This window comes from Streptomyces javensis (genome assembly GCF_039525925.1).
Classification (GTDB): Bacteria; Actinomycetota; Actinomycetes; order Streptomycetales; family Streptomycetaceae; genus Streptomyces; species Streptomyces asiaticus.
Window position 1 is genome coordinate 24408 of record NZ_BAAAIF010000017.1, and the last position, 21555, is coordinate 45962.

Genomic DNA, 21555 nt, shown 5'->3' on the forward strand with positions numbered 1-21555 from the left:
ATCGTCTGTCTTTGTCGGGGCGGTGACCTCGGCCATGACGGGGTCCTCTCGGTGAGCGGGGTCCGAGGATGGTGAGTTGGGCAGGGGCGTGCGTCGGGGGCGGGGGCGGTGCTAGCGGGGCCCGGTGGCGCGCCGTCGCCGTGTCGCCGCCGTGTCGACCGCGCCGTCGGGGGTGACGACGACCCCGTAGTCGCGGATCGCGCCGGAGGCGGTGACCTTCCCGTCGAGTACGTCTCGCAGGACACGGTCGGGATCCCGGGTGAAGGGGTCCCCGTGGCCACCTCCGCCGGCGGTGACGTGCCGGTGGCGTTCACCAGCGGCGAGGAGCTGGACGACCTTGGCGGGGAGTGTCCGCTCCCCTGGGGTGCCGGGGTTGAGGATGTTGGACGACGGCGTGCCCTGGGCTCCGCCCTGGAGGCCGTAGGGCAGGTGGGTGCGCCGGTCGGAGCGGATCTGCACCGAGACCGCGGGGGCGAGAACCGTCATGTCGCGGAAGGTCGACAGGCCGCCGCGCCACCGGCCGGGGCCGCCGGTGTCGGGCAGATAGCCGTAGCCGTCGATGCGCACATGGCCGGACTGCTCGAGTTCCTCCACCGGTACGTTGGCCAGGTTGGCGCCGAGCGGGCTGACGCCGTCCACACCGTCGCGATCGGGACGGGCTCCCCAGGCCCCGCACAGGATGTCCCACAGGACGTTGGTGGTCCCGTTCTCCCCGGTGATGCCGATGGCCACGGAGTCCGGGCCGCCGTCGCCCGCGGCCGGGACCCGGTCGGGGAAGACGGGAGCCAGCGCTCCGAGGACGGTGTCGATGATGCGGTAGGCGACCAGGCCTCGGGCGCCGCGGGCCGCGGGCCTTCGGCCGTTGAGGATGGAGGCCTCGGGGATCGTGAAGGTGAGGGGCCGGTAGAAGCCGCTGTTGGCCGGGATGTCGGACCCCAGGGCGCCCTGGATGGCCGCGTAGGAGGCGGACCGGGTGAAGGACTCGGTGGCGTTGAGGGCCGAGGCGACCTGGGGGGAGGACCCGGTGAAGTCCACGTGCAGGGTGTCCCCGGTGATGGTGACGGTGACGCGGAAGGGGATGGGCGGTGAGCCCATGCCGTCGTCGTCGATGAAGTCCTCGAACGCGTAGGCACCGTCGGGTGCCTCGGCGAGCGCCGCGCGCAGCAGGGTCTCGGAGTAGGCGAGGAGTTCCTCGTTGAGTGCGGCCAGCCCGTCGGGGCCGTGGCGTTCGGCCAGTTCCTTCAGCCCTTCCCCGCCCGCGTGGCAGGCGGCGAGCTGTGCTTCCAGGTCGCCACGGAGCAGTTCCGGCTCGCGTACGTTGCGGAGGACGAGTGCGAGGAAGGTCTCGTTGAGCGTGCCCGCGTCGTACAGCCGGGACGGCGGTATCTGCACGCCCTCCGCGAAGATGCTGGTGGACTGCACCGCCATGGATCCCGCGGCCCAGCCTCCCACGTCCACGTGGTTGACGACGGTGACCGAGTAGCCGAGCGGCTCCTGCCCGGCGGTCCCGGCGGTGAACACCGGGGCGATCGCGAAGATGTCGGGCAGGTGCATACCGCCCAGGTCGGGATCGTTGAGCAGGTAGACGTCGCCCGGGCGGACGGAGTCGCCGAAGGCCGTGAGCACGGCGCTCATGGCTTCGGGAATGGAGCCGAGGTGCACCGGACAGGTGTTGGCCTGCGCGATCACCCGTCCCGAGGCGTCGCACAGCGCGGCCGAGAAGTCCATGCTGGAGGCGACGATCTGGGAGTGCGCGGTGCGCAGAATGGTGATCGCCATTTCGTCCGCGAGTCCGGTCACCGCGTTCCGGTAGACCTCGAACGTGGCGGCGTCGCTGATCGGGCGCGGGCTCATGAGGTTGCCTCCGGGACAGTGGTCCAGCTGATGACGATGTTGTTGAAGCGGTCGCGGTGGGCGGTGGCCGCCGGCGGTACGAGGGTGGTGGAGTCCATGTCCTCGATGACGAGGGGGCCTTGCCGGGGCTCCGGTGACAGTGCGGCGCGGGGGATGACCGGGGTCGGCTCGGTCCGGTCGAACCGGCACTCCCGGGTCGTTTCGGCCCCGGGCGCCGACGGCGGCAGGCTCAGGAGTCGCTCGACGCCGACGGGGTTGCGCACCCGCCCGCGGACGCGGAGGTTGACGATCTCCACGAGCTCGTCGGTGCCGGCCCGGCCGTAGGTGCGGTGGTGCTCGGTGTGGAACCGCTGCCGTACGGAGGCCATCAGGCCGGAGTCCAGCGTCCCGTCGGGGACGGTGACGGACAGCTCGAATCGCTGACCGCGGTAGCGCATGTCGAAGATCCGCTGTACCTCGGCGGGTGCCGAGGGAGCTGCCTCCCGCAGGGCCTCGGTGACCTCCTTGGCCATGCGGTCGAACTCCGCGCCGAGCAGGTCGAGGGCGTCGAGGTCCGCCCGGTGGGGCACCACCGCCTGCCGTTCGGTGTCGGCGACGAGGAGCCCCAGACTGCTGAACAGCCCGGTGTGCACGGGGACGATGACGGTGTCGATACCGAGCTCCCGGGCGATGGCCGCGCCGTAGAGGGGCCCGGCACCGCCGAAGGCCACCATGACCGCGTCCCGCGGATCGCGGCCGCGTTCGCTGGTGACGGCCTTGACGGCCTTGGTCATGCTGGACACGGCGACTTCGTAGGCTCCGCGCGCGGCCGCCGGAATGTCGACGCCCAGGTCCTGGGCCACCGGGGCGATGGCCTGCCGGGCGAGGTCCGGTTTGATGGCCACCCGCCCGCCCGCCAGGGCCTGCGAGCTGAGGTAGCCCAGGGCCACGTTGGCATCGGTCAGCGTGGGGCTGGTCCCTCCGTTGCCGTAGCAGGCGGGACCGGGCCGGGAGCCGGCGCTCTCCGGTCCGACCCGCAGGGATCCGGCGACGTCGGTGGAGATGACGCTGCCCCCGCCCGCACCCACTTCGGCGATGTCGATGGAGGGCACGCGCAGCGCGTATCCCGCCCCCTTGCCCATGCCACGGGTGATGTTCATGCCCCCGCCGACCTCGTAGTCACCGGCGACGAACGGTTCCCCGTGCTCGATGAGGGACGCCTTGGCCGTGGTGCCGCCCATGTCGAAGGCGACCACCGAGTCGATCCCCATGAGCTGGGAGAGTTTCCGCACGGCGATGACGCCGGCGGCGGGCCCCGATTCGATGATCTGCACCGGGCGCCCCACCACCGAGGGGGCGTCGAGGAGGCCTCCGCTGGACTGCATGATCATCAAGGGCGCCGAGACGCCCGCTTCCCGCAGCCCCTCGCCGAGCGCCGTGACGTAGTCATGGACCTGGGGGCCCACATAGCTGTTGACGACCGCGGTGCTGGTGCGCTCGTACTCCTGCATCTGAGGCGTGATGTCGACGGAGGCGGTCACATAGGTGCCGGGCAGGAGGGCGCGCAGTTCGGCGGCGACTCGGCGCTCCTCCTCGGGACAGACATAGGAGTTGATCAGACACACCGCCACCGCCTCGATGCCCGCGGCCCGGATCTCGCCTGCCACCCGGGCCAGTTCGGCGGAGTCCGCCGGGGGTTCGAGGTGGCCGTCGGCGGTGATGCGCTGGTTGATCTCGTAGCGGTGGCGCCGGGGAACGAGCGGGGTCGGCCGCTGCCAGGAGAGGTCGTACAGCAGGGGGCGGCGCAGTCGCCCGAGTTCCAGTACGTCCCGGAATCCCCGCGTGGTCACCAGGGCGGTACGTGCTCCCCGCATCTCCAGGATGGCGTTGGTGGCCACCGTGGTGGCGTGCAGCATCGCCGTGACCTGGCGCGGGAGCGCGTCCGCCGCGGAGAGCGCGGCCCGGGTTCCGCCGAGGACGCCGCTGCCGAAGTCCGGCGGTGTGGAGAGGACCTTCACGGGGACGACCCGGCCCTCCGGGCCCAGGGCGATGACATCGGTGAAGGTCCCACCGATGTCGGCGGCGACGCGCCAGCTTCCGTCGGCATCGGTCAAAGCGGGTCCTGGCATGTTCGGCTCCTTGGAAGGCGGCCCTGGAGGGGCTCCCTCGTGCCACCCCTCCGGCAGTTGCGATGACCATAAGGCAGATCTGAGATCTCAGCAATGAGCACGTAGGATCTCTTCATTGCCTGCGCGGCACCTCGTCGTACCGCGTGCGTCGGCTTCCGTTCCCGTCACTCCGCGACAGACAGGCGGGCCCCGCTCCCCCGCCTCAACTCCCCCAGCCGCCGCCCCACTTCCTCGAGGTCGGCGGCGGATCCCCCGTACACCATGCGGACATGGGTATCCGGCCCCGCGAAGGCGTCCCCCGCGATGGCCGTCATGCCGTGATCCAGCAGCAGCCGCTCCAACCGTCGCCCACGGCATCCGAGTGGGGCGCAGTCGACGAAGACGAAGACGCCCGCGTCGGGCCGGACCGAAGCGAGGCCGGCGCCCTCCAGTCCGCCGCGGAGAATGTCACGCCGGGCCCGCATGGTGGCGAACTCTTGTTCGATCCAGTGTTGCGGGCCGGTCATGACGGCGTACGCCGCGGCCTGGGCCACGTCGCCGACGTTGATGGCGTCCCATTCGAAGGCGTGGTGTATCGGCTCCAGCAGGTGGGCGGGGGCGTGCACATAGCCGACCCGCCAGCTGGTGAAGGCGTAGTTCTTGCTGAGGCTGGTCACGGTGACCAGGTCCGGATGGTGATCGCGCAGCAGCATTTGCGGCACATAGCCGGGCCCGTCCCATACGTACCGCTCGTAGGACTCGTCGGAGAAGACGGTCAGACCGCGGCGCGCGGCGATGTCCAGAAGCTGGCCAAGCCGCTCCCGGCTGGGCACATAACCGGTCGGGTTGTTGGGGTTGCAGATCAGCAGCGCCCGGGTGGCCGGAGTGATCGCGGCCTCGACGGCCGCCGGGACGTGGTCCCAGCCGCGGCTCTCGTCGGACGGTACGTACACCGGCCGGGCTCCCGCCAGGCGGATCATGCCCTCGAAGAAATAGCTCGGAGCGGGGATCACGACGTCGTCGCCCGGGGACAGCAGAGCTCTCAGCGCCACGCTCATCCCGTGCTGGGCGCCGTGGGTGATCAGCAGTTCGCGCCCCGGGTCCACGGCGAGCCCGTACGCGGCCTCCAGCCGCGAAGCGATCGCCTGGCGGAGCTCTTCGGAACCGCGGCTGCTCCGGGGGAACACCTCACCCGCGGCGGTCCGCACCGCCTCCACGACGTGTTCCGGCATGGGCAGCACCGGCACACCGCGGAAGGGGACCATGGCCGCATGGTTCGGCGGCACCGTCCGGGCACGGTCGGCGAGTTCGAGAGCCGGCAGACGTTCCAGCTTCATCAGGTTCCCTTCACGGATCTTGGTGCGCCGGGCGGCCGGGCAGCCGGGCCCAGACGGTCTTGCCATCGGGATGCCGTTCGGCCGTGAGACCCCCGCCGAATTCGGTGAGCAGTGCGTCGACGATCGCCGTTCCACGGCCATGGGTGGCCTCCGGCGAGGCGGCCGTCGGCCTCGGAACGTCGCGCGAGTTGTCGCGGACACCGAGTTCCAGCGTTCCGTCCTCGCCGATCCGGAGAGTGACGACGATGCACGGCGTGAACACGCCGGCGTGGTTCACGGCGTTGGTCACCAGCTCCGAGGCGATGAGGCCGACGGTGTGGACCAGCTCACCGTCCTCGGGGACTCCCCACTCGAGGAGGGTCTCCACCAGGGCACTCCGGACCCCGGGCACATCGGCGGCGGAAGGCGGCAGAGAGAATGTCCGGTCGGTCCGGCAGAGCGCTGTGGCGTTCATAGTGATCATCTCGATGTGGCGGTGGGCGGGAGTCTGGAATTCCACCCCCCATCTAGGATCTTAGATATCTCTACTGAGATCTTACAGCTGCCCGGAAAACCACTTCAACCCCTGGGGAACGCGAAAAGGAACCCGGTCCCTGGGATCAGGTGACGCTGATGCTGACCTCGGCGAGCGACGCGTGGGACACGAGCTGGTCGATGATCTGCTCCTGGGCGGTTCGCGTTCTGGCGTCCATGGCCGCGCGGGCCGCGGCCGGGTCACGGTCCCGGATGGCCTCGAGGATCTCCCGCCGCTCATGCGCGGCCGGCTCCGAGAAGGGCAGGGACTTGAGCGTGATCCGCAGGACTCGCTCCAGCTCGTCGAAGACCCGGATGACCGCCTGGGCCAGCATGTCATTGCCGCACCGGTTGGCGATGATCGCGTCGAACTCGAGGTTGGCGCGGAGGAACGCGTCGAGGCTGGCCGGATCCCCCGTCTCGTACGTGACCGACAGGAGTTCCGCCATCCGGGCGAGATCGCGCTCGGGGCAGCCGATCTCCGCCGCGAGACCCGCCGCCTCGACCTCCAGCAGCCGGCGGAAGGCACAGAGATCACGGGTTCCCTTGAGGGTGACCGGCAGGATGCGGTAGCCCGAGCGGGGCAGCGCCTGCACCAGACCGTCCCTCTGGAGCCGGGTCAGGGCCTCCCGGGCGGGCATCGTACTGGCGCCGGCCCGGCGCGCGAGAGTCGACTTGGTGACATGGGCGCCAGGCTCCAGTTCGAGCTCGATGATCTGGCGCTTGATGGTGGCGTATGCGCGCTCGGTGGCGCTGAGGCTCGGATGATCTTCGCTGAGGATGGCCGGCAGGTACTTCACGCTGCCACCTTAGCGCAATTGCGATCTCACAGCGCCCGCATGGAGATCTCAGCCAGTCGGTCGAGGGTTCAAGGTGAACCCGCCGCCTCCCCGCCGGACCTCCACGGCGCCCGTGGCACCGGCGAAGTGCGCAGGAACGAGCAACTCCCTTTGATCGGCCGCGCGGTGGAGAACGCGCAGTCGGCTCGCCACCGCTTGTTCCGAGTCCAGGCAGGCGTTGCTGTTGCAGCAGGGCTGGAGGATCTGCACCGGGCTGTGCAGCAGATCTCCGACGAAGACGGCCCGGTCGCCGCCGGAGGCGAGCCGCAGCACGGACGAGCCGGGGGTGTGGCCGGGCGCGGACTCCAGGGTGAGGTGCTCGTCGATGCGGTGGCGGCCGTCCCACCGCACGGCCTGTCCGGCCCGGTGGACGGGCGCGACGCTGTCCTCGTAGATCAGGCGGCCGTCCGCCTGCGAGCCGTCGCCGTATCCGCCGTCCGGACCGAAGTGGAAGTCGTCGGCGGCCGGGATGAGGTACTGGGCATTGGGGAACGCCGGTATCCACTCCCCGTCCGCCTCGACGGTGTTCCCGCCGACATGGTCGATGTGCAGATGGGTGTTGACGACGACGTCGACGTCCCGCGGGCGGACACCCGCCTTCGCCAGGCAGCCGAGAAGATCGCCCTGCCAGTGGTGGAACGGCGGCGAGCCCGGCCGTTCGCGCCCCTTGCCCACTCCGGTGTCGACCAGGACGGTCCGCCCGCCGCTGCGCAGCACCCAGGTCTGCAACGCGATCACCAGCCGGTCGGTATCCGGTTCCCAGTGGTCCGGCACCAGCCAGTCCTCATGGTCCTTCCACACCTCGCCGGCGGTCTCCGCGACCAGGCCGGAGACCGGCACGAACGGGCCCTGCCATTCCACGACCCGGATGACCTCGACATCGCCCAGCACGAAGCGGTGCACACTCTCGTTCGTCATGCACTCGACCCTAGGAAGGCCGCAAGAGCCTCTCAATGCGCATCCGGCTCACTGGGATACGCGTCCGTCTCATGCGTCATACGCAAGATACCCTGCATGGGTGGATGTGGTGAGCGACGCGATCTCCGCCATGCGGCTGGGGCACCCCTCGTCCCACCGGTTGCGGATGGACGGCGTTGAACGCACGCGGCTTCATCCGTTCGGGGGCGCGGGCTTCCATGTGGTGCTCAAGGGCGGTTGCCGGCTGCTGCCCGACGACGGTGACCCGGTGTCCCTCGGCGTGGGTGACGCGGTGCTGCTCCCCCATGGCACGGGCCATGTGCTCGCCGACTCCCCGGGCGATACGGAGATCCTCTGCGGCCAGTACCGGCTCGACTGTAGCCGCATCCACCCGCTTCTCGCGGAGCTGCCCCGGGTCGTCCACCTGCCCAGCCGGGTGGGCGGCCACCTCGAGCTGCGCGCCGCGATCGACCTGCTCGCCGGTGAACTGGACGAGACCCGGCCCGGTTCCTGCGTGGCGCTGCCGAACCTGCTCGACCTGCTCCTCGTCTACATGATCCGCTCCTGGATGGCCGAGGCCACCAGCGGAGCCTGGCCCCGCGTCCTGGGCGATCCGGTGACGGCCGCCGCGCTGCGGGCCCTGCACTCGGATCCGGCCGCCCCGTGGACCATCGAGCGCCTGGCCGCGGAGGTGAACGTCTCCCGCCCCACCCTGGCGCGCCGGTTCACCACCCTGGTCGGGCGCCCCCCGATGGCGTACCTCACCTGGTGGCGCGTCATTCTCACCGCCACCCTGCTCCGGGACACCTCGGACACCCTGGCCGCCATCGCCGGCCGGGTCGGCTACGGCAGCCCGTACGCACTCTCCCACGCCTTCCAGCGGGAGTTCGGTACCACCCCGGGCCGGTACCGCAAGGCCACGGCCCGGGGTGGTGAGGGGCAGGCGGTCAGCGGTCGCAGTTGAGGGCGCGAAGGGGGATGGCGTCGCTCATCACGCGCATACCGGTGTCATTGGGGTGGAGGTGGTCGCCGCCGTCGTAGGCGGGGAGCATCCGGGTGGGCGCCGCGGGGTCCCGGACGGCCTTGTCGAAATCGACGACCGCGTCGAATTCGCCGCTGGTGCGGATGAAGGCGTTGACCTGTTGGCGGACCGCCTCGTCGACGGCCTCGTACTCCCGCCAGCCCTCGTACGGCATGACGGTCGCCCCGACCACGCAGGTGCCGCGCGCGTGGGACCTGGCGATGATCTCCCGGTAGCCGGCGATGAGGTCGTCGGCGGTGGGGCCCGGCGTGGCCTTGATGTCGTTGATGCCCTCCAGCAGGATCGTCGTGCGCACTCCGGCCTGGGAGAGCACATCGCGGTCGAGTCGCTTCAGCGCGCTCTCGGCCGAGCCGTCGGCGAGGACCCTGTTGCCGGAGATTCCTTCGTTGGCGACGCCCTTGAGCCGGGATCGGGGGTCGGCGAGCAGCCGTCCGGCGAGGAAGTCCGGCCAGCGGCGGTTGGTGTCCTGGGTGGAGGCGGAGCCATCGGTGATCGAGTCGCCGAAGGCGACGACGGCGCCGGTGCCGCGCGGGGGCCGTACGACGGCGGCGTCCAGGTAGTACCAGGAGGTGATCGCTTGCGAGTAGGCGGCGGCGCCCTCCTCCGCGGCGTGGTCGCCGGCCGGTGCGACGTACTGGGTCGCACGGGCCCCCTTGTGGCCGGTCGCGAGGGTGCCCGCGCTGCGCACATAGAGGCTGATCGCGAGGTCCGACTGGGGCTGGACGCGGCCCGGCAGCGGATCGCTGTAGACGACGCCGCCCGCCGGTACGGTCACCGACGACGCGCCGCGGAAGGTCAGCCGTCCGTTGCTCCCGGGCACGACCGCCGCCCCGGAATCGCGTACGCCGGCGTAGGCGTGGCCGAAGGTCACCGGCTGGTCGCCGTAGGCGTTGGAGAGCCGGATGCGCAGGTCCCGGCCGCCGACGCTGGTGTGGACGACGAACCGGTAGGTCAGGTCCTGGGCGGCGGTTCCCGCCGGGTACGCGCTGGAGGCCCAGGTGACGACGGAGGAGCGCGGGGCGGGAGGTGGCGTGGGCTGGGCGGCGGACTGGGCGGCGTAGGACTCGGTTCCGGTGGCCACGAAGGCCCCGAGGGCGGCGGCGGTCGCGGCCAGGAGGCCGAGGGCGCGTGCGGATAAGCCCGGTCTCTGCATGATGCGGCTTTCCTTCTCTCGACGGTTCAGTGGTCGGATGAATTGATACGCAATTCCAGTCCGACTGTCGAGAGAGAACGCCAAACTGCCGGGGATTAGCCGCTCGCTACCTCACTGTCATCGGATCTATTCAATGGGCGTAGGTACGGTGTCGTCAGCGCACCCGCGTGTACCGATGCACACCGTCGGCGCGGGCCACCGTCACCCGGCCCCGCAGCACGAGGACATCCAGGTGCGCGGCCGTCTCGTTGATCGCCAGCATCTGGTTGAAGGCGCTCAACTCCCCGAACGGCACCGCCCGGCGTGTCCAGGCGAGCTTTCGCGCCACCGCGTGGGCGTCGAGCGTGTCCTCGCCCAGCGCGGCCAGACTCCTGCCCAGCCGGTCGTCGTGGTGGGCGAGCAGTTCGCCGACCCGGGTGTGGGTGGAGTCGGCGACCGGTCCGTGGGCGGGCAGCAGGCGGGCGTCGGCGTAGCGGGTCATCAGCCGCAGCGAGTCCAGGTAGTCGGCGAGTGGGTGGCCGCCGGGCTCGGCGAGTTCGAAGCCGATGGACGGGGTGATGTGCGGCAGGACGTGGTCCCCGGAGAACACCAGCCTCCGCCGTTCGTCCAGGAAGACCACGTGGCCCTTGGTGTGTCCGGGAGTGGGCACGACCCGCAGCTCGCGCTCGCCGAAGCGCAGCGTCTCCGCGCCGAGCCAGTGATCGGGGGCCTCCCAGACACTCGGGTCGTAGCCGCCGTGCTCCATCGTCTCGATGCGGTCGGCCAGTTCCCCGGCGCCCGCCGCGCGCAAGGTCCGCAGCGAACCCACGGGCCGGTCGCTGCGGAGTCGGTCGAGCATCTCCAGGCCCGGGCGCTCCCCCGCGCCGAGGTAGACGCGCGAGCCGAGCAGCCGGCGCAGCTCCACCGCCTGTGTGTAGTGGTCGCGGTGGATATGGGTGACCAGGATGTGGCTGATGTCGCCGGGGTCCCGGTCGATGGCGGCCAGGGCCTCCTCGAGCGCCTTGCGCGCCTCGGGGATCGCCCAGCCCCCGTCGATCATGACGATGCCACCGTCGTCGTCCAGATCCTCCAGGAGGTAGACATTCACGGCGTGCAGGCCGTCGTTGGGCAGCGGCAGCGGCACGCGGTGCACCCCGGGCTGTACGGTCTGGATTCCGGCCGTCGCCCATGGAGCCTGGTCGAACCGCGCTGTCATGATCCTCCTTCGCGGGTGTGCAGCCTGACGGCCAGGTCCCGGGCCCCGCTCCGGTCCAGCTTGCCGACCTTCGTCTGGGGCAGTTCCTCGACGTCGTAGACGTACTCGGGCCACTTGGTCTTGGACAGACCCACGCTCTCCAGATGGCCGGTCACCTCGGCCAGTTCGACGCCGCCACCGTCCTCGGCGACGACGAGCAGCGCCACGCGTTCGCCGAGGACGTCGTCGGGGACCGGCGTGACACAGGCCCTGGCCACGCGCGGGTGACTGGCGACCGCGCGCTCTATCTCGGTGATGTCGATGTTGCGGCCGCCCCGGATGATGATGTCCTTCTCGCGGCCCATGATGCTGATGGTGCCGTCCTCGTGAGCCACCAGCAGGTCGCCTGTGGGCAGGTAGCCGTCCTCCGTCAGCGCCGGTGGATCGGTTCTGCCCTCGCGGGCGTAGCCGAGGAAGAGGGAAGGGCCGCGGACCTGGGCCCGGCCGACCACCCCTGGACCGGCCACCTCCCCTTCGGCGGTCAGTGCGCGCACGTCCGTACCCGGGAAGGGGCGGCCGTCCCTGCCGAGCCGGATCTCCTCGGGGTCGTCGGGGCTCGGCGTGGTGTGGCCCAGGCACTCGGACATCCCGAAGACGCGGAGGATCCTCGTGCCCAGCGACCGCTCGGCGCGGGCCAGCGCCCCACGGTCCATGGGCCCGCCGCCCACGGTGATCGACCGGACGCCCCGGAGGATGCCGGATCCGGCCGCTTCCGCGCCCATCTGCAACGCCATGGTCGGTACGCACATGGTCCAGCGGACGCCCGCGTCGGCCATCCGCCGCAGTGCGACCGCCCGGTCCCACTTGCCCGTGAGGACGAGCGGCCCGCGCAGCACGAGGGAGAGATAGACCCCGAAGCAGTACGCCGCCGTGGACGACAGCGGCACGATCGCGGCGATGGCGTCACCCGGCGCCAGGCCGTTGGCGGCGATGGTGCTCGTGGCGGCGTACCGCAGGGCCCGCTCGGACTGTACGACGCCCTTGGGCCGCCCGGTGGAGCCGGAGGTCAGGCCGATGAGGACGCCGCCCGACCACCGGTCCACCTCGCGCTCGTGGGGTGCGGACCGGCAGGTCCAGCCGTCGAGGACGGTCCGAGCCGGGCCGGGGAGCCGGGTGTGGACGGCCCACTCGTCCATCGCCGAGGGCTCGGCGATGACCGCGTCGGGCCGGATGTCCTCCCATGCGGCGGCGAACTCGACGGGTGTGGTGTGCCGGTTGACCACCGCGAGAACCCCGCCCCGCAGGCCCACGGCGAGCGTGGCGGCGACGGTACGCCATGAGTTGTCGGCCTGGACCAGGACGGTGCCCACCGACTCCCCGGCGGACAGTGCCTCGGCCAGCCGTACGGCCTCGTCGAGCAGCTCCCTGGCCGTATGGCTGCCGGCGTCGTCGATCACGGCGATGAAGTCGGCTTCGACCGCCTTCTGCTGGAACTCCCGCGCTACCTGTCGCATCCTGCCCCTCGTTGCGCTGTGCCGAACTCCGTTTGCCGAACTCTGTGGTGCTCGCCCTGCCGCTGGACCGGGCCGGGCGGCCCGAAACCTCAGGCGGCGAACATCTCCGCCTCGTGCCCCATGACCGCGATCCGGCGGCCCTTCATGTCGCCGACCTGGGCGACGGCCTCGGCCCACTCGGGGCTCGCGAGGGCCTTCTTCAGGTCCTCCGGGGAGTCGAAGCTGAGCACGGAGATCCCGTCCCAGCCCTCGGAGCGCGGCTCCAGAGCGGTGTCGATGTCGGTGTGGCGCCAGGCCCGCAGCCCGGGCAGGCGGTAGGTCAGCTCCGCGTGGTCGCCGCGCCACCAGGTGATGAACTGCTCGTGCGTCCACTCCGGAGGCCGGGCTGCCAGCAGGACCAGGTTGTACATGACGGTGTTCTCCATGGGGTCGAGGTCAGGTGAAGCGGATCTCGGACGAGCGCCCGATCAGCAGGCGCTGAAGCCGGCCTTCGCCGTTCACCCGCCCGGCGGCGACGAAGGTGGCCTCGGGGACACCCGAGCGCCGTACCTCGCCCAGGAAGAGCTCGTCCTGGCCGAGCGTGGTCGCCGAGAGCAGATGGTGGGTGCGGGTGCCCTTCTCCCGCTGTTCGAGATAGCCCACCAGGGCGGCGCGGTCACCGGCGAAGTCGGTGGCGTTGCCGTCGCCGGTGGAGAACAGGATGGAGAGCGAGAAGTCGTCGCTGATCAGGTCGAGGATACGGGACGGCTCGTCGCCGTCGAGGATCTCGAACCACGCGGTGAGGAACGGGGCCGCGGCCGGGGTGTCCGTCATGCCCGGCTCCCGTCGCCCTGTTCGGCGCCCTGCCGGGCCCAGTCGACCAGTTCGAACGAGGTGGTGAAGAAGGACTGGTAGCGCGCGATGAGCCCGCCGGGCGAGATCACCGCGGCCGAGAGGAAGGAGCCGGTGTACCGCCCGCCCTCCGTCACCACCCCGTACACGGTCTCGACGTCGCCGTCCCGGCTGTGGCGCAGGATCTCATGGGACCGGTCCTTGGGATTCCGGCCGGCGATGTAGGCGGCGAAGTCCTCCCTGGACTCACCGGTGACCTCACTGCCCGGCAGGGCGATGAGGAAGCGGAAGTCGGGTTCGAGCAGGTCCAGCGTCCGTTCCGGACGGTCGCTGTCCATACTGGCCATATACGTGCGCAACGACATGACTGCGCCCTTTCGATCGGCGGCCGAGCGCCCCGGGACCCGGGGCCGCCTCAGCGGACCCCCGGATCAACCTGAGTTCAGTTCAATTCAGTGTGGATGCTAATCCCGGGGAAACATGGCTGACAAGAGCCCGTAGCACGCGAAACGGCCCCCGGCGGATATCCGCCGGGGGCCGGAAGCGACAGGGGGCCGCTCAGGGGATCACGTGGCGACCATACGCACGCACGCGCCCTCGATCAGTTCACTGACCTCCGACAGCGGCGTCGGCCCCGACGGCCGGTACCACCGCCAGACGCTGACGATCAGGCCGAGCACACTGGAACCCAGCAGCTGCGCGTCCCGGAGCGGGAACACCCCCATGGACATGCCCCGCACCAGCAGGTTCGTCCAGTCCCGTTCGACCAGCTGGACCAGCTTGCGGGCCTCGACGCGCTCGGCCTCCTCCCGCTTGGACTTGCGCGTGCCGGAGAGCAGGTCCATGTGATTGTGGAGGATCCGCATCTGGAGGACCTCGTGGTCCGAGACGTCGTAGGCCGCGCGGACGGCCGCCCGGAGCGCCTCGGTCGGCTCCTCGACGCCCTCGGTCGCCTCCGTGAACTTGTCGTGGGAGCGCTGGAGCTCCAGCCGCATGATGGTGAGCAGGCAGTGCGTCTTGGACTCGAAGTAGTGGTACAGCGCCGTCTGCCCGATGCCGACCCGCTCAGCCACGGTGGACCACTTGGTGGCCTCGAACCCCGTCTCGCCGAAGCAGTCGACGGCGGCCGCCAGGATGGCGGCGCGCTTGGACCTCGGTCCCGCTTCCGGTTCAACGATTCTCGTCGCCATGCCTCGTCTCCTGGCCGAAGTCCACCTTGTCCGTACCCGAGAGTAGCCCCAAGCTGAACTCAGTTGCCAATCGACGTGAATGGGCCGTGCTCAAAGGCGTTCCAAAACCGTCGCGTTCGCCATGCCGCCGCCCTCGCACATCGTCTGTAGACCGTAGCGTCCGCCGGTCCTGCGCAGTTGGTGGACGAGCGTGGTCATGAGCCGGGCGCCGGTGGCGCCGAGCGGGTGTCCGAGCGCGATGGCACCGCCGAAGGCGTTGACCCGCTCCGGGTCGGCGCCGATCTCCTTCTGCCAGGCAAGGACGACGGAGGCGAACGCCTCGTTGATCTCCACCAGATCGATGTCGCCGATCGCCAGCCCGGCCCTGTCCAGGACCTTCTCGGTGGCGGGGATCGGACCGGTCAGCATGTGGATCGGATCGGAGCCGACGACGGCCATGGTGTGCACCCGCGCGAGCGGGGTCAGTCCGTGGCGGCGCACCGCCTCCTCGGAGGCGATCAGCAGGGCGGCGGCGCCGTCGGAGATCTGGCTGGAGACGGCGGCGGTCAGCCGGCCGTCCTCGGTGAGGCTCTTCAACCCGGCCATCTTCTCCAGCGTGGTGTCGGCGCGAGGCCCCTCGTCGGCGGTGAGCCCGAAGGCCGGGGTGATCTCGTCGTCGAAGGCGGCGTCGGCCTGGGCGGCGAGGGCCCGCTGGTGGCTGGTGAGCGCGAACTCCTCCATCTCCGAGCGGGAGATGCCCCATTTCTCGGCGATCAGCTCGGCCCCTCGGAACTGGGAGACCTCCTGGTCCCCGAAGCGCTCGCGCCAGCCGTCCCCCGCGTACGGGCTGCCCATGCCGGCCTGTTCTCCGACGTACATGGGGCTGGCGATGGGCACCAGGCTCATCACCTCAACCCCGCCGGCGACCACCAGATCGGCGGCCCCGGAGCCGACCGCCTGGGCGGCGAAGTGCACGGCCTGCTGGGATGAGCCGCACTGGCGGTCGATGGTGGTGCCGGGGACGTGCTGGGGCAGCCCGGCGGACAGCCATGCGGTACGGGCGACGTTGCCGGTCTGCGCGCCGAGTTGGCTGACGCAGCCGAAGTACACGTCGTCGACGGCGCCCGGGTCGGCCCCGGTGCGCTCCAGCAGGGCGCGCAGTGCGTGAGCGCCGAGATCGGCGGGGTGGACGCCGCTGAGCGCGCCCTTGCGGCGGCCGACGGGGGTGCGGACGGCTCCGACGATGAATGCTTCCGACACGGTGGGGCTCCAGGGTTTCGGGGAGGAGTCAGGGGCTGGGGGCGGCGGGTGTGAAGTCGGGCGTCCGTTTGTCCAGGAAGGCGGCGACGCCCTCACGGCCCCCGGCGGAGGCGGCCGCTGCGGCGATCGCACGGGCCTCGCGGTCCAGGTGCGTACCGAGGTCGGCGGTCTGTCCGGCGGCGACGAGACGCCGGGTGGCGCCGAAGGCGGCGGTGGGCCCGTCGCGCAGGGCCTCGGCCGTGCGCAGCGCCTCGGCGGCCAGCCGGTCGGCGGCGACGACCCGGCTCACCAGTCCGATGTCCTCGGCTTCCGCCGCCGCGATACGGCGGTTGGTCAGCAGCAGGTCAAGGGCCCGCTTGGGGCCGACGAGCCGGGGCAGGAACCAGCTCACTCCGGCGTCCGGTGAGTAGCCGATCCGGGTGTACGCGGTGGTGAACGAGGCGTCGTCGGCGGCGAGAGTCACATCGGCGGACGCCGCCAGGCCGATTCCCGCACCGGCCACGGCTCCCTGCACGGCGGCCACCACGGGCGCGTCGCCCGCCGCGAACGTGCGCAGCGCGTCGTGGAGCGCGCCGGTCACCGCGATGAGGTGCCGCTCCAGTGGCTCTCCGGAGAGCCGGGAGAACTCCCCGAGGTCGCCGCCGACGCAGAAGGACTTCCCCTCGCCGGTCAGCAGCACGGCCCGGACGGACTCGTCGGCGCAGGTCCGCGCCGCGTCCAGCAGTCCGCGCGCCATGTCCAGGCCGATGGCGTTGCCCGCCGCGCCCCGGCGCAGGGTGACGCGGGCCAGGCCGTCGTCGATCTCGATGCCGACGCTCATCGCGCGGTCCATCCGCCGTCGACGGTCAGCACCTGGCCGGTGCAGTACGAGGAGGCGTCCGAGGCGAGGAACAGCAGCGCGCCGTCGAGTTCATGGGCGCCGCCGCCGCGCCGCAGCAGGGTGTTGCGCTCGACCCAGCGGCTGGAGCGCTCGTCGCCGAAGAGGTCCGCGGTCATCTCGGTGCGGAACCAGCCCGGGGCGAGCGCGTTGACGCGGGTTCCGCTCCCGCCCCACTGCCCGGCCAGCTCCCGGGTCAGCCCGATCAGCCCGGCCTTGGACGCCGCGTAGCTCGCGCCGCCCAGCGGGGCGGCGGTGACCAGGCCGAGGATGGAGGAGACGTTGATGACGCTGCGGGGCGGGTCGCCGTCCACGGCGGGTGCCTCCGCCACCAGGCGCGCCAGGTGGAAGGGGGCGGTGAGGTTGACGCCGAGGACGTCGGCGAAGGCGTCCGGGGATTCGTCCTCGGCGCGGGTCTCGCCGGATGTGGCCGCGTTGTTGACCAGGATGTCGATGCGGCCGGTGGCGGCGCGCGCCGTCCCGGCCAGCCGCGCGCGGTCGGCGGCGAGCGAGACATCGCAGGCGACCGGGTGGATGCGGGTGTCGGAGTCGGCGAGTTCGTGCAGCTTCTCGATCCGCCGGGCGGCGGCGAACACGGTGGCCCCGGCCTGTGCGAGGACGGCCGCGAAGCGTGCGCCGAGCCCCGCGGAGGCGCCGGTGACCAGGGCCGTCCTGCCCCGGAGCGAGAACAGCTCGGCGGCGGGCCGGGGCACGTTGGGTGTCTCGGTCATCTCTCCACCCGCGGTCATCCCTCCACCCCGATCGGCAGGGCGGTCGCGCCGCCGTCGAGGACCAGGGTCTGGCCGGTCATCCAGGAGGAGGCGTCGGTGGCCAGGAACAGCGCCGCATGTGCCACGTCCTCGACCGTGCCGAGGCGCCGCAGTGGCAGCTTGGCGGTGAGGATCGGCTCCCGGACCTCCCACACCGCCCGTGCCAGCTCGGTCTTGATGAGTCCGGGGGCGATGGCGTTGACGCGGGCGCGCGGCCCGAGTTCGTAGGCGAGCTGACGGGTCATGTGCAGCATGGCGGCCTTGGTGGCGTTGTAGTAGCCGATGTGCGGATCGACGACGAGCCCGCCGACGGAGGCGATGTTGACCACCGCTCCCCCGTGCTCGGCCATCCAGGCCCGCCAGGCGCACCGGGTCCAGGCGATCATGCCGTACTGGTTGACCCGGGCGGTCTTCTCAGCGCGCGGCAGGTCCAGGTCGAGCAGATCGCCGTGGTACGGGTTGGTCGCCGCGTTGTTGACGAGGACGTCGACCCGGCCGAAGCGGTCCATGGTCTCCTCGACGCACCGCTCGGCCTGCTCCGGCTCACCGGCGTTCGCCACCACCGTGTGCACTTCGCCGTCGCCCTTGACGCGCAGCAACTCCTCGCGCGCCTCGGCGAGTCCGGCCGGTTTGCGGGCCGCGATCACCACATGGGCACCGGCCGCCCGGTAGGCGGTGGCGATGCCGAGGCCGATGCCGCGGGATCCGCCCGTGATGACGGCCACCTTGCCGTCGAGGCCGTTGGCGTTCACGCTGCCCCCGTTGTCGGGTCGGTCTTCTTCTTGTATGGGGCGAGTTCCTGGCGGGCCACCGTCCGCAGATGGACTTCGTCGGGGCCGTCGGCGATGCGCAGCGCCCGGGTGATGGCGTACAGCCGGCCCAGTACGGTGTCGTCGCTGACCCCCGCCGCGCCGTGGGCCTGCACCGCGCGGTCGACCACCTTGTGGGCGACCTCCAACGCGGCGACCTTGATGGCGGCGACCTCCATACGGGCGGCGGCGTTGCCGACGGTGTCCATCAGCCAGGCCGATTTGAGGACGAGGAGGCGCACCTGCTCGATCTCGATGCGGCTGCGGGCGATCCACTCCCGGACCACGCCCTGGTCGGCGAGGGGTCCGCCGAAGGCGGTGCGTTCGGTGACGCGTTCGCACATCAGTCGCAGGGCGCGCTCGGCGAATCCGATGGCGCGCATCGCGTAGTGCATCCGCCCCGGGCCGAGCCGTCCCTGGGCGAGCGCGAAGCCCTGGCCCTCGCCACCGAGGATGTTCGCCACCGGTACGCGGACGTTCTCGAAGAGCACATCGCCGTGTCCGAGCCGGTCGCTGTAGCCGAACATCGGCAGGTCACGCAGGATGGTGATGCCCGGAGTGTTCCTGGGGACGAGCAGCATGGACTGCTGCCGGTAGGTGGGCGCCTCCGGGTCGGTCTTGCCCATCAGGATGATGAGCCGGCAGTCGGGGTCGAGGATCCCGGAGGTGTACCACTTGCGGCCATTGACGACGTAGGTGTCGCCGTCGCGGGTGATGCGGGTGCGGATGTTGCGGGCGTCGGAGCTGGCGACCTCCGGCTCGGTCATGGCGAAACACGAGCGGATCTCCGCGTCGAGCAGGGGGCGCAGCCAGCGTTCCCGCTGCTCGGGCGTGCCGTACAGCGCGAGCAGCTCCATGTTGCCGGTGTCGGGCGCCGAGCAGTTGAACACCTCGGGGCCGATGATGGAGCGGCCCGCCAGCTCCATCAGCGGCGCGTACTCGAGGTTGCTGAGCCCCGCGCCCCAGTCGCCGTGCGCCATGAAGAGGTTCCACAGACCCTCGGCGCGGGCCTTCTCCTTCAGTTCGGCCATGACCGGCGGCAGGGCGTGCGGGTCGTCCCCTTCGGCCAGCTGCCGGTCGTACACCGCTTCCGCGGGGAAGACGTGCTCGTCCATGAACGACCGCATGCGGTCTTGGAGTTCACTCGCCCGTGGCGAGTATCCGAAATCCACGAGTGCTCCTGTTCGGTGGGGGTCGGACCGCTGCCGGGTCAGCCGAGGATGTCGCGGGCGGTGCGGATCATCGCGGCGATGGTGGGCGGCAGGCGCTCCTGATCCGGGTCGTGGTGTTTGCCCTCGCGGTGGCGGCGCAGGTTGTGGCCCATGATCGCGGCCATCTTCATGCGGCCGAGCGCCCGGAACCAGTCCATCGCGGGCAGCGCGGGCCCGCCGTCGCCGTAGCCGTCCAGCAGTTCCGCCTCGCCGGGCAGGCCGGGCACCGCGTGTCCCAGCCGGGGGAAGTTGCGGTGGTCGGCGAAGAGCAGGAACCAGCCCAGGTCGATGCGGGGATCGCCGACGCTCCAGATCTCCCAGTCCACGACGGCCACCGCCCGCTCGTCCGCGCACAGCACATTGCCGAGCCGGAAGTCCCCGTGCAGCAGCACCGGCGGCAGGCCGCGCGGTACGCCATCGGCGAGGCGTACCAGCAACTCCTCACCGCCGGGCCGCAGTTCGGGGGGAACGGCACGCAGGGTGCGGCTCCAGCGGTCCAGCTCGCCGGAGGGGTCGAGCGGTGCGGGCGCGTCGAGCCCGGGCGTGCGCACATCGGTGCCGTGCAGCCGCCGCAGGACGGACGCGATCTCCAGCATCCGGGCGCGGGCCGTGGTGGCGGGCAGCTCGTGGTCGTCCAGCACCGGCTCGACGGCCTCCCCGTCGGCGAACTCCATGGCGAACCAGGCGGGTTGGGTCTCGTCGACGGCCACCACGCCCGGTACCGGCACCGCGGACCCGGCCAGCGCGCCCAGCACCCGTGCCTGGCGCAGCACGTCGTTGCGTCCGACGGGCCGCTGCCCCGGTGGCACGGCCTTGACGACATACCGGGCGTCGCCCGCCGTGACCTCGTACGTCAGCCCGGAGTGGCCGCCCGGCAGCACCGCCAGCTCGCCGATGGCCGCGCCCGGGTGGTGGCGGGCGAGCCGGTCGCGGACCCGGGCGGCCAGCTCCGATACCTCGGTGGCCATGTTCATCGGACGGGCTCCTTGGGCAGGCCGAGGACGCGTTCGGCGAGGATGGTGCGCTGGATCTCGTCGGTGCCGCCCGCGATGCTGTAGCCGGGGGCGCCCAGCAGATGCTCGGTCCAGGCGTACGTGCCCCACTCCCCGGTGTCCGCCACCAGGCTCGGCCCCAGCAGCTCGGACACCAGGTCGCTGGTGCGCCGCATGGTCTCGGTGGCGTACAGCTTGCCGACCGACGCCTCCGCGCCGGGCTCGCGCCCCGCGACGAGGGCGGCGGTCACCCGCAGCCCCATGAGCCGCTGGACGAGGGTGCGGATGTGGAGGTCGGCGGCGCGCTGCCGCTCGGCGCCGGTGAGGGGGCGCGGCAGGTGCCCGGCCAGGTCCAGCGCCCGGTCGGCGTTGTCCAGGCCGAGGCCGCCGGAGTCGAGCCGTTCGGCGGCCAGCACGCTGAGCGTGACCCGCCAGCCCTCGCCGACCGGCCCGAGCCGGTCGGTGTCCGGCACCCGCACACCGTCGAGGTAGACCTCGTTGAAGCTGGTGCCACCGGTCATCTGCCGGATGGGCCGTACGGTGACGCCCGGCGCGTCCATGCGCACCATGAAGACCGTGATACCGGCGTGTTTGCGGACGGTCCCGTCGGTGCGGCACACCGCCACGCCCCAGGTCGCGACGCGGGCACCGGAGGTCCACACCTTGTGCCCGGTCAGCACCCAGCCCTCGCCCTCGCGCACCGCTCTGGTGCGTACCGCGGCGAGGTCGGAGCCCGCCTCGGTCTCCGAGAACAGCTGGCAGGCCAGCTCGTCGGTGCGCAGCAGGGGCACCAGCCAGCGCCGCTTCTGCTCCTCGGTGCCCCACAGGCCGATCGCGGGGGCGACGAGTGCCTGTGTCACGGGGAAGATCTCGGGGCGGTGGGGTATGTCGAAGGCCGCCTCCTCGGCGCGGTAGAGCTGCTCGTAGTACGCGGGCAACCCCCGCCCTCCGTACTCCCGCGGCCAGTTGAACGCGGACCAGCCCTGGTCGTAGCGGGTGCGTTCCCACCCCTGGACGCGGGCGGTGTGGTCGCGCTCCTGCTCCTCGGTCCAGTTGTCGAACACGGCGACGGAGTCGGAGCCACTGCCCCACTCCCCGTCGGCGGCGCGGGGCCGGGCGGCTCCGGTGAGCCACCGCCGGGCCGCGGCGCGGAACTCCTCGGGTTCCGGGACACCGCTCATCTTCCCTGCCACCTCCTTTCAGCG

21 protein-coding genes are annotated in these 21555 nt (G+C 71.4%); 1 reads left to right on the top strand and 20 read right to left on the bottom strand.

Annotated features, from left to right (window positions below; translation table 11 throughout):
- Positions 1-111 precede the first annotated feature (111 nt).
- From ABD329_RS17575 to ABD329_RS17600, 6 genes are all read right to left on the bottom strand, one after another.
- Positions 112-1854 carry a hydantoinase B/oxoprolinase family protein gene (locus ABD329_RS17575; RefSeq protein WP_198281691.1) on the bottom strand — a complete coding sequence of 581 codons (1743 nt, stop codon included), beginning with the start codon at positions 1852-1854 and terminating at the stop codon, positions 112-114.
- Positions 1851-3962, bottom strand: coding sequence for a hydantoinase/oxoprolinase family protein (locus ABD329_RS17580; RefSeq protein WP_198281692.1), 2112 nt, complete (start codon positions 3960-3962; stop codon positions 1851-1853). Before ABD329_RS17580 ends, ABD329_RS17575 begins: the two co-directional genes overlap by 4 nt.
- Before the next feature lie 164 nt (positions 3963-4126).
- Positions 4127-5278: a pyridoxal phosphate-dependent aminotransferase gene (locus ABD329_RS17585; RefSeq protein WP_344316607.1), complete on the bottom strand. Its 1152-nt coding sequence runs from the start codon at positions 5276-5278 to the stop codon at positions 4127-4129.
- A gap of 10 nt (positions 5279-5288) precedes the next feature.
- A complete protein-coding gene (locus ABD329_RS17590; RefSeq protein ID WP_306420154.1) occupies positions 5289-5741 on the bottom strand; it encodes an ATP-binding protein in 453 nt (150 codons plus the stop codon).
- Between the two features lie 136 nt (positions 5742-5877).
- Positions 5878-6591, bottom strand: coding sequence for a GntR family transcriptional regulator (locus ABD329_RS17595; protein WP_198279083.1), 714 nt, complete (start codon positions 6589-6591; stop codon positions 5878-5880).
- Between the two features lie 48 nt (positions 6592-6639).
- Positions 6640-7548 (bottom strand): MBL fold metallo-hydrolase, encoded by a 909-nt coding sequence (locus ABD329_RS17600; protein ID WP_198279084.1) that lies wholly within the window; start codon positions 7546-7548, stop codon positions 6640-6642.
- Between the two features lie 100 nt (positions 7549-7648).
- On the opposite strand from ABD329_RS17600, the gene ABD329_RS17605 reads away from it, so the two are divergent.
- Positions 7649-8512: an AraC family transcriptional regulator gene (locus tag ABD329_RS17605; RefSeq protein ID WP_198279085.1), complete on the top strand. Its 864-nt coding sequence runs from the start codon at positions 7649-7651 to the stop codon at positions 8510-8512.
- Here ABD329_RS17605 and ABD329_RS17610 read toward each other — a convergent pair.
- The 14 genes from ABD329_RS17610 to ABD329_RS17675 all read right to left on the bottom strand — a co-directional run bounded on the left by ABD329_RS17610 (position 8496) and on the right by ABD329_RS17675 (position 21531).
- Positions 8496-9743, bottom strand: coding sequence for an SGNH/GDSL hydrolase family protein (locus tag ABD329_RS17610; protein WP_198279086.1), 1248 nt, complete (start codon positions 9741-9743; stop codon positions 8496-8498). The two genes, ABD329_RS17605 and ABD329_RS17610, sit on opposite strands and share 17 nt — an antisense overlap.
- A gap of 154 nt (positions 9744-9897) precedes the next feature.
- The gene (locus tag ABD329_RS17615) at positions 9898-10938 is read right to left on the bottom strand and encodes an MBL fold metallo-hydrolase (protein WP_198279087.1); all 1041 of its coding nucleotides are present in this window, start codon (positions 10936-10938) and stop codon (positions 9898-9900) included.
- The gene (locus tag ABD329_RS17620) at positions 10935-12431 is read right to left on the bottom strand and encodes a class I adenylate-forming enzyme family protein (protein ID WP_198279088.1); all 1497 of its coding nucleotides are present in this window, start codon (positions 12429-12431) and stop codon (positions 10935-10937) included. The genes ABD329_RS17615 and ABD329_RS17620 overlap by 4 nt, the downstream gene beginning before the upstream one ends.
- Positions 12432-12520: 89 nt before the next feature.
- Complete coding sequence (locus ABD329_RS17625) at positions 12521-12841, bottom strand: EthD domain-containing protein (protein ID WP_198279093.1); 321 nt, start codon at positions 12839-12841, stop codon at positions 12521-12523.
- Positions 12842-12866: 25 nt separating this feature from the next.
- A complete protein-coding gene (locus tag ABD329_RS17630; RefSeq protein ID WP_198279089.1) occupies positions 12867-13244 on the bottom strand; it encodes a hypothetical protein in 378 nt (125 codons plus the stop codon).
- On the bottom strand, positions 13241-13627 hold the full coding sequence (locus ABD329_RS17635; RefSeq protein WP_198279090.1) for a nuclear transport factor 2 family protein: 387 nt from the start codon (positions 13625-13627) through the stop codon (positions 13241-13243). The genes ABD329_RS17630 and ABD329_RS17635 overlap by 4 nt, the downstream gene beginning before the upstream one ends.
- Before the next feature lie 201 nt (positions 13628-13828).
- Entirely contained in the window at positions 13829-14452 is a 624-nt protein-coding gene (locus tag ABD329_RS17640; protein WP_198279091.1) for a TetR/AcrR family transcriptional regulator, read from the bottom strand.
- Between the two features lie 90 nt (positions 14453-14542).
- Positions 14543-15691: an acetyl-CoA C-acetyltransferase gene (locus tag ABD329_RS17645; protein ID WP_198279092.1), complete on the bottom strand. Its 1149-nt coding sequence runs from the start codon at positions 15689-15691 to the stop codon at positions 14543-14545.
- Positions 15692-15719: 28 nt separating this feature from the next.
- Positions 15720-16511 carry an enoyl-CoA hydratase/isomerase family protein gene (locus ABD329_RS17650; protein ID WP_246618220.1) on the bottom strand — a complete coding sequence of 264 codons (792 nt, stop codon included), beginning with the start codon at positions 16509-16511 and terminating at the stop codon, positions 15720-15722.
- The gene (locus tag ABD329_RS17655; RefSeq protein WP_198275601.1) at positions 16508-17299 is read right to left on the bottom strand and encodes an SDR family NAD(P)-dependent oxidoreductase; all 792 of its coding nucleotides are present in this window, start codon (positions 17297-17299) and stop codon (positions 16508-16510) included. Before ABD329_RS17655 ends, ABD329_RS17650 begins: the two co-directional genes overlap by 4 nt.
- A 14-nt stretch (positions 17300-17313) precedes the next feature.
- Entirely contained in the window at positions 17314-18090 is a 777-nt protein-coding gene (locus ABD329_RS17660; RefSeq protein ID WP_198275600.1) for an SDR family oxidoreductase, read from the bottom strand.
- The gene (locus ABD329_RS17665) at positions 18087-19319 is read right to left on the bottom strand and encodes an acyl-CoA dehydrogenase family protein (RefSeq protein ID WP_198275599.1); all 1233 of its coding nucleotides are present in this window, start codon (positions 19317-19319) and stop codon (positions 18087-18089) included. Before ABD329_RS17665 ends, ABD329_RS17660 begins: the two co-directional genes overlap by 4 nt.
- A gap of 38 nt (positions 19320-19357) precedes the next feature.
- Positions 19358-20332, bottom strand: a complete 975-nt coding sequence (locus tag ABD329_RS17670) for a phosphotransferase family protein (protein ID WP_198275598.1) — start codon at positions 20330-20332, stop codon at positions 19358-19360.
- Positions 20329-21531, bottom strand: coding sequence for an acyl-CoA dehydrogenase family protein (locus tag ABD329_RS17675; protein ID WP_198275597.1), 1203 nt, complete (start codon positions 21529-21531; stop codon positions 20329-20331). The genes ABD329_RS17670 and ABD329_RS17675 overlap by 4 nt, the downstream gene beginning before the upstream one ends.
- Between the last annotated feature and the right edge of the window lie 24 nt (positions 21532-21555).

Coding starts and splice junctions, on each gene's coding strand:
- ABD329_RS17575 (WP_198281691.1), bottom strand. CDS start 1,854: ATGAGCCCGCGCCCGATCAGCGACGCCGCCACGTTCGAGGTCTACCGG.
- ABD329_RS17630 (WP_198279089.1), bottom strand. CDS start 13,244: ATGACGGACACCCCGGCCGCGGCCCCGTTCCTCACCGCGTGGTTCGAG.
- ABD329_RS17635 (WP_198279090.1), bottom strand. CDS start 13,627: ATGTCGTTGCGCACGTATATGGCCAGTATGGACAGCGACCGTCCGGAA.
- ABD329_RS17620 (WP_198279088.1), bottom strand. CDS start 12,431: ATGCGACAGGTAGCGCGGGAGTTCCAGCAGAAGGCGGTCGAAGCCGAC.
- ABD329_RS17625 (WP_198279093.1), bottom strand. CDS start 12,841: ATGTACAACCTGGTCCTGCTGGCAGCCCGGCCTCCGGAGTGGACGCAC.
- ABD329_RS17610 (WP_198279086.1), bottom strand. CDS start 9,743: ATGCAGAGACCGGGCTTATCCGCACGCGCCCTCGGCCTCCTGGCCGCG.
- ABD329_RS17675 (WP_198275597.1), bottom strand. CDS start 21,531: ATGAGCGGTGTCCCGGAACCCGAGGAGTTCCGCGCCGCGGCCCGGCGG.
- ABD329_RS17600 (WP_198279084.1), bottom strand. CDS start 7,548: ATGACGAACGAGAGTGTGCACCGCTTCGTGCTGGGCGATGTCGAGGTC.
- ABD329_RS17580 (WP_198281692.1), bottom strand. CDS start 3,962: ATGCCAGGACCCGCTTTGACCGATGCCGACGGAAGCTGGCGCGTCGCC.
- ABD329_RS17655 (WP_198275601.1), bottom strand. CDS start 17,299: ATGACCGAGACACCCAACGTGCCCCGGCCCGCCGCCGAGCTGTTCTCG.
- ABD329_RS17585 (WP_344316607.1), bottom strand. CDS start 5,278: ATGAAGCTGGAACGTCTGCCGGCTCTCGAACTCGCCGACCGTGCCCGG.
- ABD329_RS17670 (WP_198275598.1), bottom strand. CDS start 20,332: ATGAACATGGCCACCGAGGTATCGGAGCTGGCCGCCCGGGTCCGCGAC.
- ABD329_RS17640 (WP_198279091.1), bottom strand. CDS start 14,452: ATGGCGACGAGAATCGTTGAACCGGAAGCGGGACCGAGGTCCAAGCGC.
- ABD329_RS17615 (WP_198279087.1), bottom strand. CDS start 10,938: ATGACAGCGCGGTTCGACCAGGCTCCATGGGCGACGGCCGGAATCCAG.
- ABD329_RS17650 (WP_246618220.1), bottom strand. CDS start 16,511: ATGAGCGTCGGCATCGAGATCGACGACGGCCTGGCCCGCGTCACCCTG.
- ABD329_RS17590 (WP_306420154.1), bottom strand. CDS start 5,741: ATGATCACTATGAACGCCACAGCGCTCTGCCGGACCGACCGGACATTC.